The sequence below is a fragment of the Salinimicrobium xinjiangense DSM 19287 genome, from assembly GCF_000423585.1.
Lineage (GTDB): Bacteria > Bacteroidota > Bacteroidia > Flavobacteriales > Flavobacteriaceae > Salinimicrobium > Salinimicrobium xinjiangense.
On record NZ_AUIG01000011.1, the window covers coordinates 66,932 to 85,486 of the forward strand.

13 protein-coding genes are annotated in these 18,555 nt (G+C 42.5%); 8 read left to right on the forward strand and 5 right to left on the reverse strand.

The window, feature by feature from the left end; all coding sequences use genetic code 11:
- Positions 1-220: 220 nt before the first annotated feature.
- The 4 genes from ccsA to G564_RS0104880 form a co-directional block, all read right to left on the reverse strand.
- Complete coding sequence (ccsA, locus tag G564_RS0104865; protein ID WP_029036671.1) at positions 221-3,463, reverse strand: cytochrome c biogenesis protein; 3,243 nt, start codon at positions 3,461-3,463, stop codon at positions 221-223.
- 124 nt (positions 3,464-3,587) lie between these two features.
- Positions 3,588-5,084, reverse strand: coding sequence for an ammonia-forming cytochrome c nitrite reductase (gene nrfA, locus G564_RS0104870; RefSeq protein WP_029036672.1), 1,497 nt, complete (start codon positions 5,082-5,084; stop codon positions 3,588-3,590).
- A gap of 42 nt (positions 5,085-5,126) precedes the next feature.
- Positions 5,127-5,786 carry a cytochrome c nitrite reductase small subunit gene (gene nrfH / locus G564_RS0104875; RefSeq protein ID WP_029036673.1) on the reverse strand — a complete coding sequence of 220 codons (660 nt, stop codon included), beginning with the start codon at positions 5,784-5,786 and terminating at the stop codon, positions 5,127-5,129.
- Positions 5,787-6,125: 339 nt separating this feature from the next.
- On the reverse strand, positions 6,126-8,723 hold the full coding sequence (locus tag G564_RS0104880; RefSeq protein WP_037373523.1) for a M14 metallopeptidase family protein: 2,598 nt from the start codon (positions 8,721-8,723) through the stop codon (positions 6,126-6,128).
- Between the two features lie 53 nt (positions 8,724-8,776).
- On the opposite strand from G564_RS0104880, the gene G564_RS0104885 reads away from it, so the two are divergent.
- The 3 genes from G564_RS0104885 to G564_RS0104900 all read left to right on the forward strand — a co-directional run bounded on the left by G564_RS0104885 (position 8,777) and on the right by G564_RS0104900 (position 11,341).
- A complete protein-coding gene (locus G564_RS0104885) occupies positions 8,777-9,418 on the forward strand; it encodes a GNAT family N-acetyltransferase (protein ID WP_245583657.1) in 642 nt (213 codons plus the stop codon).
- Positions 9,419-10,317: 899 nt separating this feature from the next.
- Positions 10,318-10,962, forward strand: coding sequence for a DUF6064 family protein (locus G564_RS0104895; RefSeq protein WP_029036676.1), 645 nt, complete (start codon positions 10,318-10,320; stop codon positions 10,960-10,962).
- 34 nt (positions 10,963-10,996) lie between these two features.
- Positions 10,997-11,341, forward strand: a complete 345-nt coding sequence (locus tag G564_RS0104900) for a hypothetical protein (RefSeq protein ID WP_029036677.1) — start codon at positions 10,997-10,999, stop codon at positions 11,339-11,341.
- Positions 11,342-11,805: 464 nt separating this feature from the next.
- Here G564_RS0104900 and G564_RS0104910 read toward each other — a convergent pair whose 3' ends face one another.
- Positions 11,806-12,801 (reverse strand): endonuclease/exonuclease/phosphatase family protein, encoded by a 996-nt coding sequence (locus G564_RS0104910; RefSeq protein WP_029036678.1) that lies wholly within the window; start codon positions 12,799-12,801, stop codon positions 11,806-11,808.
- Between the two features lie 298 nt (positions 12,802-13,099).
- Between G564_RS0104910 and G564_RS19820 the strand changes: the two genes are divergently transcribed.
- From G564_RS19820 to G564_RS0104945, 5 genes are all read left to right on the forward strand, one after another.
- Positions 13,100-13,507, forward strand: a complete 408-nt coding sequence (locus G564_RS19820; RefSeq protein WP_051205313.1) for a hypothetical protein — start codon at positions 13,100-13,102, stop codon at positions 13,505-13,507.
- Positions 13,508-14,252: 745 nt separating this feature from the next.
- Positions 14,253-15,722 carry a serine hydrolase gene (locus G564_RS0104925; protein WP_245583658.1) on the forward strand — a complete coding sequence of 490 codons (1,470 nt, stop codon included), beginning with the start codon at positions 14,253-14,255 and terminating at the stop codon, positions 15,720-15,722.
- 43 nt (positions 15,723-15,765) lie between these two features.
- Complete coding sequence (locus tag G564_RS20460) at positions 15,766-15,933, forward strand: hypothetical protein (protein ID WP_169578109.1); 168 nt, start codon at positions 15,766-15,768, stop codon at positions 15,931-15,933.
- Positions 15,934-16,604: 671 nt separating this feature from the next.
- A complete protein-coding gene (locus G564_RS0104940) occupies positions 16,605-17,177 on the forward strand; it encodes a hypothetical protein (protein ID WP_029036681.1) in 573 nt (190 codons plus the stop codon).
- Positions 17,178-17,579: 402 nt separating this feature from the next.
- Positions 17,580-18,518: an aldo/keto reductase gene (locus tag G564_RS0104945; protein WP_029036682.1), complete on the forward strand. Its 939-nt coding sequence runs from the start codon at positions 17,580-17,582 to the stop codon at positions 18,516-18,518.
- Positions 18,519-18,555 lie beyond the last annotated feature (37 nt).

The window sequence follows — 18,555 nt, forward strand, 5'->3', positions numbered from 1 at the left end:
TTTTTATTGTATTGAATATTGTATATTATATAAGCTGAAAAACTCTTGAAATGATGGAAATGGCTGCAAATAGAGTAACAGTTTCTTCGTGCTTTTCTTTTTTGTCTTCGTGAACTTAGTGTAAAACCTTTTAATAAATTCCAAATTACAAGCACCAAATTCCAATGGGAGAAAAAAAACCTCCCAAATGGAAAGCTTCTCTTTTTTCAAAAATGTCTTTTTAAGCAGCCAACAGATTCTTTCGTTCCTGCTTTGACATCCTGTTATAACGTACAATGGCCACTACTGTTATAGCCAACAGAATTGCGGTCATCCAGTACACCCATTGAGGAATAGGAACGGGATCTCCCGAAGCATAGGAGTGCAAGCCGGAGAGATAATAATTCACTCCGAAAGAGGTCATAATTATTGAAGAAAAAGCCCATAGGCTGGCTATGTTGAGCACCAGGGAATTCTTGAGTTTGGGAATTAATCTCAGGTGTAGAACAAAAGCATATACCATGATAGAAATTAAAGCCCAGGTTTCCTTTGGATCCCATGCCCAGTAGCGTCCCCAGCTTTCATTGGCCCATACACCACCCAGAAATGTTCCAACAGCCAGGAGGAACAGACCTATGGTAATTGACATCTCATTCACCATACTCAGCTCCTGCATACTCTTCCACCACTTTGCCGAAGGTTGAATAGGCTTGAATATTAACAGCACTAAACTGAAAAGTGCCAGTAAGGCAGCCAACGCCAACGGAGCATATCCACTCACAATTACAGCTACATGTATCTTGAGCCAATAAGAGTGAAGCACAGGCATAAGATTGGTGATCTCCGGGTTGAGCCAGTCGAGAAAAGCAACAAATAACAGCGTACCCGAAAACAAAATTCCCAGGGGTACTGTAAAATGTGATTTTTTCTCAAAGATCAATCCGAACAACAGAATACACCAGGCTACAAACACCAGCATCTCAAAGCCGTCACTCCAGGGAGCCCTTCCGGCAATATACCAGCGAAGTCCCAAATGAATTGTAAAAAAAGTAAATCCTATCCATGCAACAGCGAGTCCTGCAATCCATAGATACTTTAACCACTTGGGCTGCAAAAACAGCTTAATAATAGCCAGGATCAGCATTACTGCACCGAGTATCCAGAAGATACCAAACAGCCTGTTGCCAAGGTTCAGCTTGTTGTAGAGAATTTCAATATTGATCCTGTCCTCTCCCGGATGCACCTCAGCTCCGGCTTTCTCCTGAAACAGCTGTATATAAGAAAGCACTTCGTTTGCTTCTGTATAATTTCCTGAAGCGATTCCTTTATTCAGCGCAGACAGGTATAGCGGAGTGATGCTCTTTACAAAAACCGCATCCTCTTCATCAAATCCCATGTTGTGCTGATTGGCTGTAAACCATGTATTATTAGCGTCATGCCGGTTGGGGAAGATTTTTAGAAAATCTCCTCTCAAAATTGCATAGAATATATTGAAACGCTCATCAACCTTTAAAAGCTCCTTATGGGCTTCGTTCCTTTCTGCCGGCTTAAGCCTGTTTGCCTCCTCAACCATTCCCTGCAGGAGATATCTCCCATCGGGGTCGATAAGTTCCTGAAAGCTGATCTTGTCTACCGGAGCATGTCCCATGGCCTCAAATATGGCTGCACCTTTTTTCTCATCCACCTTGATCAACGGCAGGGCGCTAAATCTTCCGGGATCCAGTTGCACTGCAAGCAAAAACTGTTCGGCAGTAAGTTTGATCTCTCCTCCCGGTTGATCGATAGTAATTGTAGAACGACCGCTTAACTTCCTGGTGATCTCATTGGCCAGAGTGTTGAGGGGTTTCATGCGCCCATCCAGATCCTGGATCACGAGATTTCCATAAGCCTCTGCTTGTGAAACCGGAACAACAGCTTCCCTGATATCTGGCACCTGTCCGTGTCCATACATCTTCAGACCAATGAACAGGGAAACAAGAATGGCCAGTACAGTAAGTGCCGTGGTCTTCGGAATTCTGAATTTTGGCACCACCTCAATATTTTCTTCCTTAACAGCTCTTCTTTCTGAATGCTTAGCTCCTTTTGGCATTTTTGGGCCCTTCTCATTAAGGGTCTTGATCCGGCGGTTAAGAACACTGAACCGGCTACCTTTTACAAAGAAGGTAAAGAACATCCCTATAGTAAGTAGGGTGTACGACAAATAAGTGATGTAAGTTCCCGGGCGATCCTGACTCACAGAGAGCACTGTACCTTTCTCATCTGTATCATAAGATGCCTGATAGAACCTGAATCCTTTATGGTCAAGTACATTATTCATATAAACCCGGTAAGGAAAATTCGAGGCTTCATCGATCACCTGCAATTCACTCGCATAACTGGAAGGACTCTGGCTACCCGGATATCGCTCCAGTTGAAAATCCCGCAATTGCAGGGCAAAAGGCAGGACTTCCTGCCGGGGACCATAGGACAAATAATATTTTTCTCCGTCTGCAAAAAAAACATGTCTCTGCGGCTCCCTGCTTACCATGGGAGTATAGGTGCTCAATAATTGCTCTCCATGCTCATCGGTAACCTTTAGTCTGAGCATATTGGGTAGTTCTTTTGCGATCTCTTCGTCTTCTTCAGCAAAATAGACCAGCTGCCTGCCTTCATAAATTCCCTTGACCAAAAAGGCAGAGCTGTCTGCCTGGTAAAGATGTCTTACCTGCAGCGGAGCAACTTCCCCGGCTCTCAAAACTCCCATCGCCTGGGTAGTCATCTCCACCACGTGCATATTCCGGTCGCTGTAGATCATCCACTTGTCATCTTCCTTGAAGAGTTTTATATTCCCGGAGCTCTCTTTTGAAGTGGAAAGCATCATTTGTCCGAAAGGGAGATCCTCCCCCTGAGGTATAAAATGATCTTCCCTGTCCGATCCAAAAGCCAGGGCGACATCAATAAGTGTATCCTTCCCCGGTAAATATTCCTCCCGTGCTCCTTTCACATACCTGTCAAGACTTACATGGAATGTTTTATCATTCATGGATGCCACGACAGTTTGGGGTTCAAACTTATAGGTACTGATCTCCAGGGGCTTTTCAAATCGCAGATTCCTGCCATCAATGCCCGATTCACTCAGCTGAATAAATTTTTTGGCGGAAAAATAGGTGTGTTTGGTCTCTCCCTCTCTAATGTGAATAATTCCTTCATTGCTGAAGTATCTGGTCACTCCTGCACCCAGGATCATGATCACAAAAGCGATATGAAAAACTCCGAGGGGCCAGCGTTTCTTTGAAAAGAGTTTGTACTGACCTATATGAGCAATAAAATTTATTGCAAGCCAGATCATAATTACTTCAAACCACCAGGCTTCATAAACCAGTTCTCTGGCGATTAGGGTTCCATGATCATTTTCTATTAAAGTGGCCACTGCCATAGCTGCCGCAAAGGCAATTATTAGTAAAAATGACACCTTGGTCGACAACAAGATTCTTCCTAATTTCATTTTGATCAATTTATCCTGAACACTCCGGCAGTAAGCCTGCCTCCAAAATTTTCATAAAAAAGGCCGGCCTGAAAATTCCGGTAACTGTTATTCTCAGGCCGGCCGGCAACTACAAACTCTATAACTATCTACTACTTACATTTTTAACGGGAATATTAGCTGCTTCCCGGTCCTTACCTTCTTTCATCCAGTGAGGAATGACTTCTTTGAGAAATCGTTTCTTGGTCTCAAGTTCTTCAGGCATATCAAGGCCAATGTAACGTTGTAATACTTCCTTACTGGTAAAGTCTGGCATCTCAACAGGTTGGTTATGTCCAAGATCTGCAAGCAGGCGGGAAAGCTCGATGCGTGCTTCCTGAATTTTTCCTGTTCCCGAAGAGACCATTCTACTCGTCTCAAGAGGAGCGTGGAAAGCTGCTCCGTGAGAAGCTACAGAAAAATCCCAACGCCATTGTGCATGTCTTATTTTCCTGAGAATTTCCTCCATCTGAGCTTCGGTTGCTCCAAGATCCCATGCCTTTTTAGCTTCTATATGAGCCCTGGCGATTTGCTTCTGTAAATATCCTGTCCCCTCTTTTATTTTGCGTTGACGCTCATACACGTCGGTCACCAGGTCTTCTTTACTCTCCCTGTGACATACAAAACATGAATTTTCAACATTGGTAAGTGGAGACCCAATGTGATGGTCGGTAAATTTCTGTCCGCCTTCAGTTTTGTACGGCATATGACAGTCTGCGCATGACACTCCTCTTTTTGCGTGAACTCCCATAGAGAAGATCTCATAATCGGGGTGCTGGGCTTTGATCATCTTCGCTTTACTTAGAGGATGTACCCAATCTGCAAAATCTATGTTGTCGTAGTATTCCTCCATGGCTTCAACGGTAAGTCCGCCATCCCATGGGAATTTAAGATAAGCTGCTCCTTCCTTCCCGGGGAGGTCTTTTGCAAAATAATATTCCACGTGGCACTGTGCACAAACCAGCGAACGCATTTCCTGGTGGGAAACATCATTTATGTTCTTACCCATGGCTTCAAAAGCCTCTACCAGAGCGGGACGGGTAATGGTAAGATTCATCGTACCGCTGTCATGGCAGTCTGCACAACCAATGGGATTGATCATTTCGCTGCCAAAGTCAGAAAATTTGTGGCTGTAGAATTCGGTTACTCCAATTTCATCCATGAGTCTTGGCACATCTGTACTTTTACAGGTCCAGCAGGTACTGGGCATAGGACCTTCTCCTTTATTCCAGGGAGAACCAACCCTTGCAGTGGCCTGGATATCGGTTATTGCATGAGCATGCCCGCGTGGCTGATTGTAATCCTTACTAAAAGCATATCCGGCCCATAGGATCACCAGCTCAGGTTGATCATCAAGTACATCGGCAAAGCCACTGGTACTGTACAGCCCTCTAAAGGTAGTATCGGCAGTTTTTCTGTAGGATTGGTACTGCCGCGGATAATTAAGACCCCAAACAGAATCACGGGGTTCAATGCCTTCTATCTCCACCTTGGGCTGATAGGCGAATCGGGCCTCTGCTCTCCGGTCCATAATGGTATAGGCGAGCAGCGCCAGAAGGAATACGGCTATAATGGTTACTAAAAAAATGATCCAGTTTTTCATAGGTCTAAGGTTAATATCTAAAGGTAAAGGCTGTATTTATCATTAAGGAGTGGTTTGTTTTGTTGCCGGAACAGAATCTTTTTCTTCTTCGGCTATATGGCTCTTTAACCAGGAGGGAATAATATCCCTTTTCTCGGGCACATGCATTTCTACAGGTTCTATTTGATATCCCACCGCTGAAAGACTTTTCACTCTGCCATGAGGCACCTCGCGGTGACACTCCCAGCAGGTGCGGTCTGTTCTGTGAAAATCATGGTTCTCTACTGTGGCTGCAATTTTTGGATCTGTGATGCGGGCATCATGGCAGCGAATGCAATTGTTCTGAATAACCTCTGCGGAAGCTTCTCTTGCCACGATCACCTCCGGTTCGGCTCTGAGAGTAAAAATGGTAGAGTGATAAAGCCCATCCATGGCCTTAAAATAGTATTGATTGAAAACATTATCCTGTGGCACATGGCAGTCGTTACAACTCGCAACTTCCCTATGAGAACTCTTGTTCCAGGTGAGGTACTGAGGGGTCATTACATGGCAGTTGATACAAGCCTTGGGGTCATCGGAGAGATAAGAAGCGGCATTGCTGAGCTTCAGCACATAGAATCCTAGACCTAAAAGTGCTCCCATTGAAATGGCAGCAGCAAGACCCCATTTTCTCGGAGGCAAAAGGCGACGAAAAAAAGATTTCTTTTTGGCTGGTTGGTTCATACACCAAAATTTGGCTGGTAAAAATACCTTCCTAAAGCCAAAAAAAATATGACAATTATCAGCTTGTATGCTTTTGACCGGGGGCTTTTGCGACAATTTTATGCCGACAGAAATTTTCCCGAGGCTTCATTACTTTTCGGCTGCAGCTGTTATTTAAAGACTGTATAAATTATTTATGTCGAAATTTATTCTGAACCAGATTTCCTGCATCTCTTAACAGATCACTTTCTAAAGAATAAAAACATGTAAAAAAATAAAGAGCTCCAAAAATGTCATTTTTGAAGCTCCTTATTATTGAAGGCTTATGGATTCCCTTTGCTTTGAAAAAATATATATTCTTTACTCCACTAAATTAGGAACATCGATAAGCGGTCCAAAAAAGAGCGCGTTAAAAAACAGCTTATTGGTACCAAACCAGGTTCCGCGGAAATTAGGATTATCCACAAAAGAGATCACCCTTCCTGCTCCCAGTCCGTGAACGAAAATAGAAGCTGTACCCGGAAGTTTCTCAAGGTTCTCTTCTGAAACATATCCACTTACCAACGGATCTTCTTTATAGACCGCCACGGTGCTGTACGGATTTTCTGCCGGATTCACAAAAAGGTTACTGTTGCGGTAGACCATGAGCTCCCTGTCTCTATACCCAAAGCCGAGCGGATGACTGTTATCAAGATCTGTTCTGTAAATGGATCCTCCGATTAATTTAGGACCTTCTCTTTCGGCTGCACTGGCAAAATCAAAGCGTTGCCCTTTCATTTCCTCCTTTGCAAGGCTGTCCTTTTTGATGATAAGATCTTCGGGAAGCAGGCCTTTTTCGGCAGCCCATTTCACGGCACCTTTCTGAACAATCAGCGTTCCTCCCTGCTCTACCCAACTTTTGATCTTATCTACATCTTTGTCTTTAAGCAGACCGTAACTTCCGTTGACCATGATCAGCTCGTTGTAATCCTGAAGCTTTATGCGGTTAAAATCCAGCAAATCCACTTTTGGAAGCGGCATATTCAATTTGCTGTCCAGCAGGTGCCATACTTCTCCGGCTTCATATAAGGAAACTCCTTCGCCAATAAGCATTAAAGGCTTCGGCTTTTCAATTTTTTCGAAATTTCCGCTGCCCAGGTCTATTCCGGTGCTGCTGAGTCCGCTGCTTACGGCTTCTATGGAAATCTGATGTTCCGCAGCCAGTCTTTGCAGTAGTTCATGAATTTCTGCTGAAGGCATCTTTTGCATGGCCACCGGAACTAAAATACTTCCGTAACTGAATTCCTCAACTCCATTTTGCGTTTGTAAACTAAGGGGTTTAAATGCGGTTTTGGTGATAAGGTCATGCTTCAGAAGCTCCTGAAGCACCGCCGGGGCATTATAACTTTCCCAGTTAAAAATGTAGGCATAATTGCTCTTTTCAACCGGAAACTCTTCAGCCTTTAGAAAAGTGGAATCGATTTGCTGCCCAAGGTTCGAATTCCGAAGCTGTCGTGAATTCAGCGGTGAAGACGGCAGGCCATAAGCGTGCACCATAGACCAGGCGGTTGTATCGTAGAACAGGCTGTCATGGAATTTGGTCACAGTGTCAAACATGGTGGCCACCATCCTGAACTGCGGCTGCTCCCCGGGCACTATAAAGGAATTTGCCGCGGAAAAGTTCTCCCTGCCAGACTTCACATTCCCACCTGCTTCATATACCCTGATCTTATGTCTTAACAGCAGGTCCATGAAAGCCTTTGCCCGGTTTGGGTCTCCTCCATCCGAAAACACATATCCCTTTGCGGAATTATTCCGCGCCTGCTCCATTGCCGATTCAAAGAAATCTTTCTGATGACGCAGGAAAATGTCCTTATTCTCCACCGTGGCCTTAAGGGTTGCCAGGCTGTTCACCAAATGATTACGAATGGTGAAGGCAAAGGAAACCTCGCCGTGAATACTTTCCTGCAGATGTCCGCGGGAACTGGCTTGTTCAAAGACCAGCCCCAGTCCGCCCTGGATATCGGGATAGGTCGAACCGTAACCCGGATAAGAATTATCAAACACCTCTTTAGTGAAATACAGGGACCCAATCTCATCCATGGCATCTGCAAAATAAGGTGCCAGCAGATTGTTCAACTGATCGTAATTCTCCCTCGGAATAATAGGATTTTCGGATCCATGAGGTTTGGTAGGTTCAAAGAAATAAGTGCTGTTGGTGCCCATCTCGTGGAAATCGGTCACCACATTGGGATACCACTTATGGTAAAAATTAAGCCGGGCCTTGCTTTCCACATGGACCAGGGGAAGCCAGTCGCGGTTAAGGTCGAACCAGTAGTGATTCACCCTTCCGCCCGGCCAGGCTTCGTTGTGTTCCCTGTCCAGCGGATCGGCAACCGGCGGGAATCCGCGGTGCATATTGGCCCAGGTGGTGTGGCGGTCCCTTCCGTCCGGATTAAGAACGGGCTCTATAAAGATCACCGCTTTCTCCAGGTATTCCAGCACTTCCGGCTCCTGTGAAGCAGTAAGATACCAGGCGGTGAGCATGGCTGCTTCACTGCTGGAAGGTTCATTTCCGTGGACGTTATAGCCAAGCTGAATGATCACGGGCATCTCCTCAAATGAAGAGATGGAAGCCGCGGGATCTGTCAGCCGCAAATGCTCCTGTCTTATATTTTCGAGATCATCATAATTTCCCTTCGCCGTAATGGTCGCAACGATCATAGGCCTTTGCTCATAGGTCTTTCCTATTTCCTGAATATGCACCTTGTCTGACTTCTCTGCGAGTTCATAGAAATAGGCAACGAGTCGGTCATGACGGGTATGGAAATCGCCGATTCCGTAGCCCAAAAATTCTTCGGGTGTGGGGATATTGGGATCAAAATTAGATTTATCCGGAAAGAAATAATCCTGCTGTGCAGCGGCAGGGATGTAAAACAGGGACAAAAAACTTAATAATAACAAAAGAGGGAATCGCATAGGACCTTGTATTTTTATACTGTGGCCTAAGATATTGATAAAAATTATTTTTGGTGCAATGCTCACTCGGGCTTCAGAAAGCTTCCGCCGTTCTTTATACAGCAGCAAATGCTATCTTAGCTTTTGTTATGATCAATGAGAAATACTTTGAGGAATTTCCGCAGCTGAAAACTGAGAGACTCCTGCTTCGGAAACAGGAGCTGAAGGATGCGCCTCACCTGCAACAAATGCGTTCCAATGAGCAGGTGATGCTGTATATGGATTCAGACCGGCATGAGGATATAAAAGCTTCGGAAGCCTTTATCGCCAGGAACCTTGAGAGCTACGAACAGAAAACCGGATTCTTCTGGGACATCACAGCCGCTGAAACCGGAAATTATTTAGGGGATATCATCCTGCGAAAGATCGACAGGACCAACTTTCGGGCAGAGATAGGATATACGTTAAAGCCCGACTACTGGGGCCGGGGCTATATGAAAGAAGCCATGCGTGCGGTGATCTCTTTTGGATTTAAGGACCTGGGGCTTCACAGCATCGAAGCCAATATCAACCCCGCCAATACCACCTCCCGGGAATTACTCTTAAAAATGGGGTTTTTGAAGGAGGCTTTCTTCAGGGAGAATTATAATTACAACGGAAGGTTTTTAGATACTGAGATCTATTCTTTATTAGAGAGGGATTTTATTCAGCAATAAAATTCCACACAAAGCAAGGAAGTCAAAAATTAAGAGCACAAAGAAATTGTAACTCTTTTTGCAGTCACTTGAATCCTATCTAATTAGCTGAAAAAATTATTCAATATAAAATATTCAATATAAAATATTCGATATACAATATCCAATTAAAAGGTTTCTCGCAAGGGCGCAGAGCTAAAAAGAAAGAGCGAAAAGTTTTGTCTCAATTGGAATTTGGTGCTTGTAATCATTGTTGTCCGGAAAAAGAATCGAGACCGCTCCACTTCTAGAATCTAGAACCAAGACTTTTTCATAAGATATTGAAATTCAATGTTGTGAAAATATATCTTCATTGGTAGAATATTTGAAATTCAAAGAACTAAAGACCACCCCCCCTCAGACTGATAGATAAGATCTCTGATCAGCATTAGCGGGCTTTTTCAGAGGTTCCTTCTGTTTTCATCGGACAACAATGGCTTGTAATTCGGAATTTTCCATAAGGTTCACACTAAGAGCACTAAGCCAAAAAAATTAAGAGCACAAAGAAATTGTAACTCTTTTTGCAGTCACTTGAATTCTATCTAATTAGCTGAAAAAATTATTCAATATAAAATATTCGATATACAATATCCAATTAAAAGGTTTCTCGCAAGGGCGCAGAGCTCCACCGCAAAGAGCGCAAAGAGATCTTTTTTTTCTGAATACTGAACACTGACCACTGATCACTTTTTCCCCCCCAGATCACGCAGATCTTCGCAGAACAAGCATTTCCCAATTCACTAGTTACTAATCACCATTAACCATTTTGGTGCCTGGTGCTTGGAATTTTTTCCCTCATTTTCAAATTCCTTTTCAGGAAAAATGCTGTAAATTTAACAGGCATTGCAATAGCCAAAGGAGTATGATGATAACAATGGAATATGGAAACTCCGTTTACTATAGAACAATTTTTTGAGGTATTCGAGAAATACAATACCTCAGTATTTCCGGCTCAATTTATTTTTATTGGATTAGGCATTCTGGCCATTATCCTTATTCATACCCGAAGAAATTATAGCAATTACTTCATCACCGGCTTTCTTGGATTTTTATGGCTCTGGATAGGGATGGTTTACCATTTCGGCTTCTTCACTTCTATCAACAAAGCCGCGTATGGTTTTGGGATCCTGTTTATTCTTCAGGGATTATTTTTTGTGGGGGAGATGTTCAGAAACAACCTGGAATTTAGCTTCCAAAGAAAACCAAAAATTTTTCTTGGATACTTTTTTATTCTTTTTGGGCTGATCATTTACCCGCTGATTGGTTACCTCCTTGGAGCTAAATTCAGCACGACGATCTCGCTCGGATTACCCTGCCCTACCACCATCCTAACCTTCGGATTCTTCATGCTTACCAACAGCAAATTTCCACGATACCTTTTGATCATCCCAACTATTTGGGCGCTAATAGGAACTTTTGCTGCTGTTAACTTCGGAGTGTATCAGGATTTTGTCATGTTGCTCACTGCAATCATTGCTAATATTTATTTATTAAAAGGAAATAATGTTCCGGCTGTTGCCTGGTAATTGTTTTTGTCAACTGCCTTTTACCTGCTGAGCTATGGAAATTCAAAAAAAGCTCCTGGCGATCAAACTCCTGCACACCCTGGTGTGGGTGTTCTTTGTGGCTGTCATTTTCTATGTTGTCTACTCGGGAATTACCGACAACATTACCACCCTCACCTGGATTTCAATTGGGCTGGTGCTGGGAGAAGGTTTTGTCCTGCTGATCTTTAAGATGTTCTGTCCGCTTACTATTATGGCGCGGAAATACTCAGATTCAGAAAAGGCAAATTTTGACATCTTTTTACCTGAGTGGCTGGCGAAGTACAACAAGGAAATTTTTACTTCTATTTTTCTTCTTGGAGTGGTGCTGGTTCTAATGAGGTACTACGAGGTTTTTTAGATCTAAAAATAACAGCCAATTTCTTTGCAGTTTGTCATTTCGAACCTGCCTGCCGAAGGGCAGGGGAGCTTTTTCAGCGACTGAGAAATCTCATCATGTGCAATGAAAATTTCTCGCTAAGAAATCCTGTTCATTGTTAATTGATCATTGGTAATTGAAAAAAGCCACGGATGCCACAGATAATTTTTAATTTCTCCTAAATGCACGTTCTGAGTTGCAAAACATTCGCTGATACCATTTTTCTGACCACCGACCACTGATTACTATTTTCCTTTCATCTTCAAACTCTCAAATCCCACATCTTAAATTCGCTCTCTTTAGCTTTTACATTGTACAATATTCAATATACATTATACCTTTAAAGGGTTTCCCGCAGATCTTCGCAGAACAAGCATTTCCCAATTCACTAATTAACTAATCACCATTAACCATTTTGATGCCTGGTGCTTGGAATTGGTAAAATTTTACTCTCTCATAACAAACTTCGCATAAACAGGAAAATGGTCAGACCCTACCTTTCGTAATTTCTTCAAATCTGCAACAAAAAATTCTTTAGTCACGAAGAAATGGTCAAGCGGCCACCTCATCACCATAGAAGTTGCGTCAAAACTATTGTACAGCCCCCGTCCTATCCGCACATTCCGTAGATCACCCGACTGTTCAAAGAGCCTTGCTGTTTGAGACCAGGAGACATCATTAAAGTCTCCTGCCACTAAAGATGGGACATTTTCACTGGCAACAAGATCCCCCACCTTTAGCAGAGCCACTTCTGCTTCTCCAACATTGTCGGGATACTCCTCACTGGGCATTGGGGCAACCGGATGAACGGCGTGAAGCATAAAAGTCTTACCTGAAAGCATTTCCACCTTCGCATGAAAAGATGGGACATTTTTATGCTTGAGGTATTTCACCTTCTTTTCCTTCAGTGGAAGTTTGGAATACAAAGCCATTCCGTAGGCCTGATCATTGGGCTCCTCCATGAAGAATGGATAATTCTCTTTTAGAGTTTCCAGCTCGATCACCCACCATTGATCAACTTCCATTGCTAAAAATATATCAGGATCTGAATCTCTAACAGCTTTCAGAAGTTCAGCCGATTCCCGGTTATCTATTAAAACGTTTGACAGCAAAATACTGACTGAATTTTCTTCGGAAAAATTTTCAACGGCATCAGGAACCGTCTTACTTCCAAACCAATAGGGAAATATCCGGATAGATTGTATGGCTATAGCAGCAATCAAACCTGAAGCTAGCAAGAGCGAAGGCCACTTCCATTTTGTAGTAAGGGTACCAAAGATAAGCAGGCAAATTGCAGCAAGAATCCAATACTGTAACCGTGGAAAATCCAGCACTTTTGAATACCAGTACGGTAGGTCATAGACAAGAGAAAGCAGGCTGGCGACTATAACAATGCAGCTAATGAGAATGATGAAGTAGTAAAAGACTTTTCTAAAGTTCATGACCAATTTTTGAAATAAACGTTAAAATAAGAAAAACAGGACAAAACTTTTTCCTTTAATTCTTCCGCACAGCCTGATGCAGCAATTAAAGTTACGGCATACGTAACACTAGAAAGTTTCCCACTAAGCCCACAAAGCTAAAAGAAAGAGCACAAAGAAAATCGTTTGAACCTGGAATTTGGCCCTCCTCCACTTTCCAGGCTTCGGCGGGTAAATACTTGTATCTTGGAATTTTTTAAAAGATTCACCTAATGAGCTTAAAGAATTCTGTCTCGGATATATTTATTAAATTAAGGGGATGCAAAAAGGTAAGTTTTTAAATATTCTTCTTGGAAGCCTTCAGGCGGTTAATGGCCTGAGTGCTTTGCTGGGCGGATATATGCTCATTGATGATCCGACAGGAGAAAGCCTGGCACTGGATGCGCAATGGCTGCAAAACACTCCCTTCCCAAACTACCTGATCCCGGGGATCGTCCTTTTTTTGCTGATAGGAATAACCAATGTCTGGGGAATGTGGCTCACCTTTAACAGGAAAACAAAACGCGCGGCTTTCGGAACTGTGTTCGGCCTGATCCTCATGGGCTGGATAATTGGACAGGTGATCTGGATAGGTTATAAAGATTTCCTACAACCCCTGTACTTCACGACTGGTCTGCTACAGACATTCGCCGGACTGGCTTTGGCCTCGCAAATGAAAAAAACCTGAAACTTAAATAAATATAAGGTTTCTAAAATGTCATTTCGAACCTGCCTGCCGAAGGGCAGGGGAGCTTTTTCAGCGACTGAGACATCTCACGATTGTAATAAAACTTCTCACTAAGACTACGAAGTCAAAAAACAAGAGCACAAAGCAATTTGTCTCAAATTGGAATTTGGTGCTTGTAAATTGCAATTTCCTTAAGTTCACGCCGCAAAGCTCCATCGCAAAGAGCGCAAATTGGTGTGTCATTTCGACAGAGCCTTTTCTTTGAAAAAAGAAGAGGCGACGAGAAATCTCATCAGGTTTAACCTTCTGTTTAAAAGCAAATGGCTTCTGTCCTTTTTACTCATAGCTTTCTATTTTCTTTTGGAATTCGAGAATCTTTAATTTCCATTGATGAAAAAGAACCAATCCCGAGGCCTCGGGACCAGGCTTACGAAAATGGATCAAAATTTTTGAAGCCTTGGAGAAAATTTAGCCGGGGGAGCACGGTTCCAATTTGCGGGAGCAAAAATGGAAACACCTATCAAAAATCGTTTTGCCTGCATCCGACGACCGGAGGGAGAGGAATGCACAGCAAAAAAATGAACAAATATGAATAAAGACCAATATTTAATGACCGAAGGAAAAATTGAAGTTAAGAACAAAAGTTTATTTTTTGAATATTAAGAAGTTACCCCTATAAAAAATTACCATAACTTAGAACTCCTCCCCAGATCGTTTTCCTACGTAACCAATTATTCATTTAAAAATGATAACACAATCAATTCACACCCTGCAGAAAAAAGGCTTTCTCATAGCCATTCTGCTCCTTAGCACCGGGATGCTCTTTGCCCAGGAAAAATCTCAACAGATAAAAGATCTGCTGAATAAATATCACGAGTACGGTCAGTTCAACGGCTCTGCTTTGGTGGCTGATGATGGCAAAGTGGTCTTTTCCGAAGGCTTTGGGATGGCCAATATGGAATATGATATTCCCAACCGGCCGAATACCAAACACCGGATTGGCTCTATCACCAAGCAATTCACGGCAGTGTTGATCCTGCAACTTGTCGAAGAGGGAAAACTGGAACTGGACAAGCCTATTTCCAAATATTTACCTGAATATAACGGACCCGCGGCAAATGTGGTGACCATTCATCACCTGCTCAACCACAGCTCGGGCATTCCAAGCTATACTTCCTTTCCGGCGTTCTTTCAGGAACAAAGCCGGGATCCCTTCACTCCTGTGGAATTTGTAAAGACCTTTGCCGATTCTACCCTGCAATTCAGTCCGGGGGAAAAATTTTCCTATAACAATTCCGGATATTTCCTTCTGGGGCATATTATAGAAGAGGTAACCGGAAAATCTTATGAGCAGGTATTACAGGAAAGGATCCTCGATCCCCTCGACATGAAGGACACCGGCTATGATCATCATGCTACTATATTGAAGAACAGAGCCGCCGGCTATGAAAAGCGCGGCAATGATTATATAAACGCACCTTACCTGGACATGTCTATCCCATATGCTGCAGGTTCCCTGTATTCTACCGCCGAAGACCTGTACAAATGGGGCCGGGCTTTATATGGGGACAAGATACTTTCTGATGACTCCAAAGAACTAATGTTCAGTCCGCAAATTGTTGATGGTGACGCACATTACGGCTATGGATGGTCAATAGCAAATTTACCCGTAGGTAAGTCGGGAGACAGCTTGCCGATCGTGGCTCACGGGGGCGGCATCAACGGTTTTAATACTTTAATCGTTCGCCTGCCCCGGGAGGACGATCTTATCGTGCTGCTGAATAACACCGGGGGCACAAACCTGAGGGACATAGCCGTGGGCATCAACAACATCCTGCACGGAGAAGCAGCCGAAATACCAAAAAGATCCATTGCGATGGAGCTAATGCCGGTATTCGCAAAAGAAGGCGTGGACGCCGGACTTGCAAAATACAAGACGCTGAAGAAAGATGCCACTTTTGGTCTAAAAGAAGATGAAATGAACCAGGTGGGATATCAGCTGCTGAATAACGGAAAGATCAAAGAGGCCATAGAAGTCTTTAAGATCAACGTGGCCGAATTCCCCGATTCGTTTAATACCTATGACAGTTTGGGAGAGGCTTATATGATGGATCGTCAAAAAGAGAAAGCCATTGCTAATTATGAGAAATCCATAGAGATGAACCCCAATAACCAGAATGGAAAAGATATGCTGGCGAAGATAAGGGCACAGTAAAATGAGCTTTTCAGCTGATATATACTGAAAAAATCCTAAACCCATGGGAGGAAAGATCAACAAAGAATGGCATGCCGCACATAAGATGCCCAAAAATCCCAGCATGGATCAAAGGATCTCCTGGCATCTTGAACATGCGAAAAACTGTGACTGCCGGAATATCGAAGGCAAACTGGCGGAAGAAATGAAGAAAAGAGGAATTAAGTTCTGAAGCCGGTTCAATAGCCAACAAGCAAATAGAAACCTTCCCACTGCGGAAGGTTTTTTGTTTTCCGTATTTCTGTCATTTCGAACCTGCCTGCCGGCAGGCAGGGGAGCTTTTTCAGCGACTGAGAAATCTCATGATGTTTAACCTACTAATAATTTTTTCAACCGGACCTTGGAATTTGGCCCTCCTACCCCTAAAAAGGCTCCGGCGGGTAAATGCTTGGAATTTTTGAATTTAAATGTCATTTCGACAGAGCCTTTTCTTTTGGAAAAAAGAAGAGGCGACGAGAAATCTCATTATGTTTAAGCTACTAATATTTTTTTCAACCCTATCTTGGAATTTGATGTTTAATTATTTGAATTTCCTTTTTGGTTTCACACTAAGACCACTAAGCTGAAAAAGTAAGAACACGAAGAAATTGTAACTCAAATTGGAATTTGGCCCTCCTCCGTCTAAAGTCTCCCTACTAATTTCTCGCAGAGATCGCAAAGCCCACAAAGTCAAAAAGAAGAGCACAAAGAATTTTGTCTCCCATTGGAATTTGGTGCTTGGAAATTCTACGCACCCGTAACTACTCCTTAACAAAATTTTAATAAATTTACTAAGGAACCGGAAATCAATTGGGATTACTCATTTTGAATAGAAATGGATTTAAAAATTGATTCATTACATAGATGAAAGACAAGCATATAAAATCTGAGATTCATGAAAAGCTAAATCAGGGGATCTCAAAGGCTGATTTATATGATCAATTCAAAAACATAATTGATGATCAATCTCTTAAAAAAATCCTGGCATCAAGACCATCTTATGAATTAAGGCTCAAATTCAAAAGAACGCATTTAATCCTGTCAATAATCTGGATATTCTTTATTCTAATAGAATTACTTGGAGCATTTGACCTCATTGTCTCTTTTGATTTAAGATTTTTCATTTCCCTGATTGTATCATTTTACATTGCAATTAATATTTGGAAATTCGATGGCCGCTTTTTTCTTCCGGGCATTATTTGGTTCGCGATGACCATTTTTGGTTCCTTCCGTGAACTGACATCGGTTTATCAATATGATCCTGATTACGACATTTTTTTGGTCATCACAGCAATCTATTCCTCAATCCTGTTAGGAGGAATTATTTTAATGTATTATATAAGAAAAATAGTGTTTAGTCATTTCAAATGGTTCCAACCCGAAATGGATGAAAACGATGAAATACAATTCGAAAAATCCACCCCTGACTCCATATAAAATGTTCCTCAAATCTCCGGGTCGCAAAGAAAGGCTGTGCGGTTTTGCTGTTTGCATTTTTCTGACCACCGACCACTGATTACTTTTTTCCCGCAGATCACGCAGATCTTCGCAGAACAACCATTCCCCAATTAACTAATTAACCAATCACCAATTAACCATTTTGGTGCTTGGTGCTTGGTGTTTAGAATTTCCTTCTTCTCATTCTCAAATCTTCAAATCTTCAAATCATCACATTTTCAAATCTCCCATTGGAATTTGGTGCTTGGTGCTTAGTGCTCAGTGATTGCTGCTTAATAATTCTTCTCTTTATTGTTATTTTATCATTGTTAATTGATTATTGCTAATTGTTAATTGTTCAATGAAAAACAATAAATTTACAGAAGCATCAACAGAAATAAAATGGGAGATCAGGGAAATGGATTAAACCGCCGGGAGTTCTTGAAAGGATTGGGAAAGACTGCTTTGGCGACCGTAGTTTTAGGATCGGTTACTTCAAGAATGTTTGGAGCCTTTAGTCATCCGGAAAATATTGGAATACCCACATTTACCCTGAACAACGGACTACAAATACCGGTTCTGGGATTTGGTACAAGTACTTTAAATGACGATGTTGCCATTCGTAGTGTGTCCGATGCTATTTCGGTAGGCTACCGGCTTATCGATACTGCCCATATTTACGGCAATGAAGAAGCTGTTGGAGAAGGAATTAAGCAAAACGGGATTGACAGGAAGGAGCTGTTCATCACCTCCAAACTCTGGGTCGATGATGCAGGATATGAAAGTACAAAGCAGGCCTTTGCCACCTCTATAAAAAAATTAGGTGTTGATTATCTGGACCTATATCTAATACATCGTCCTAAAGGAGACGTAAAAGGTTCCTGGAAAGCTATGGAGGAACTTTATGAAGCCGGAAAAATAAAAGCTATTGGGGTAAGTAATTTTCTACCGGAAGACCTGGAGGAATTGAAAACCTACTCAAAATTTGATCCCGCCATCAATCAGATCGAAGCACATGTTTTCTTTCAGCGGAAAGATTTCTATCCATACTTGAAAAAGTCAAGTACACAAATGGAGGCATGGTCTCCGTTTGCAGCAGGTCGGAATAACATCTTTAGTAACCCTGTACTTGCTAAAATCGGCAAAAAATATGACAAGACAATTGCACAGGTATGCCTAAGATGGCATTATCAAAGAGGGGTCGTGGCGATCCCAAGGTCTTCCCAAAAAGCACACATGAGAGAAAACCTCGACATCTTCGATTTCGAGCTTTCTCAACAGGACATGGAACTCATTAAGACCTTAGATTTGGACACCACTCAATTTCCGGAATGGGGGTAATTTGAGATGAAAAAACAGATTTAGATCGAAACCTTTC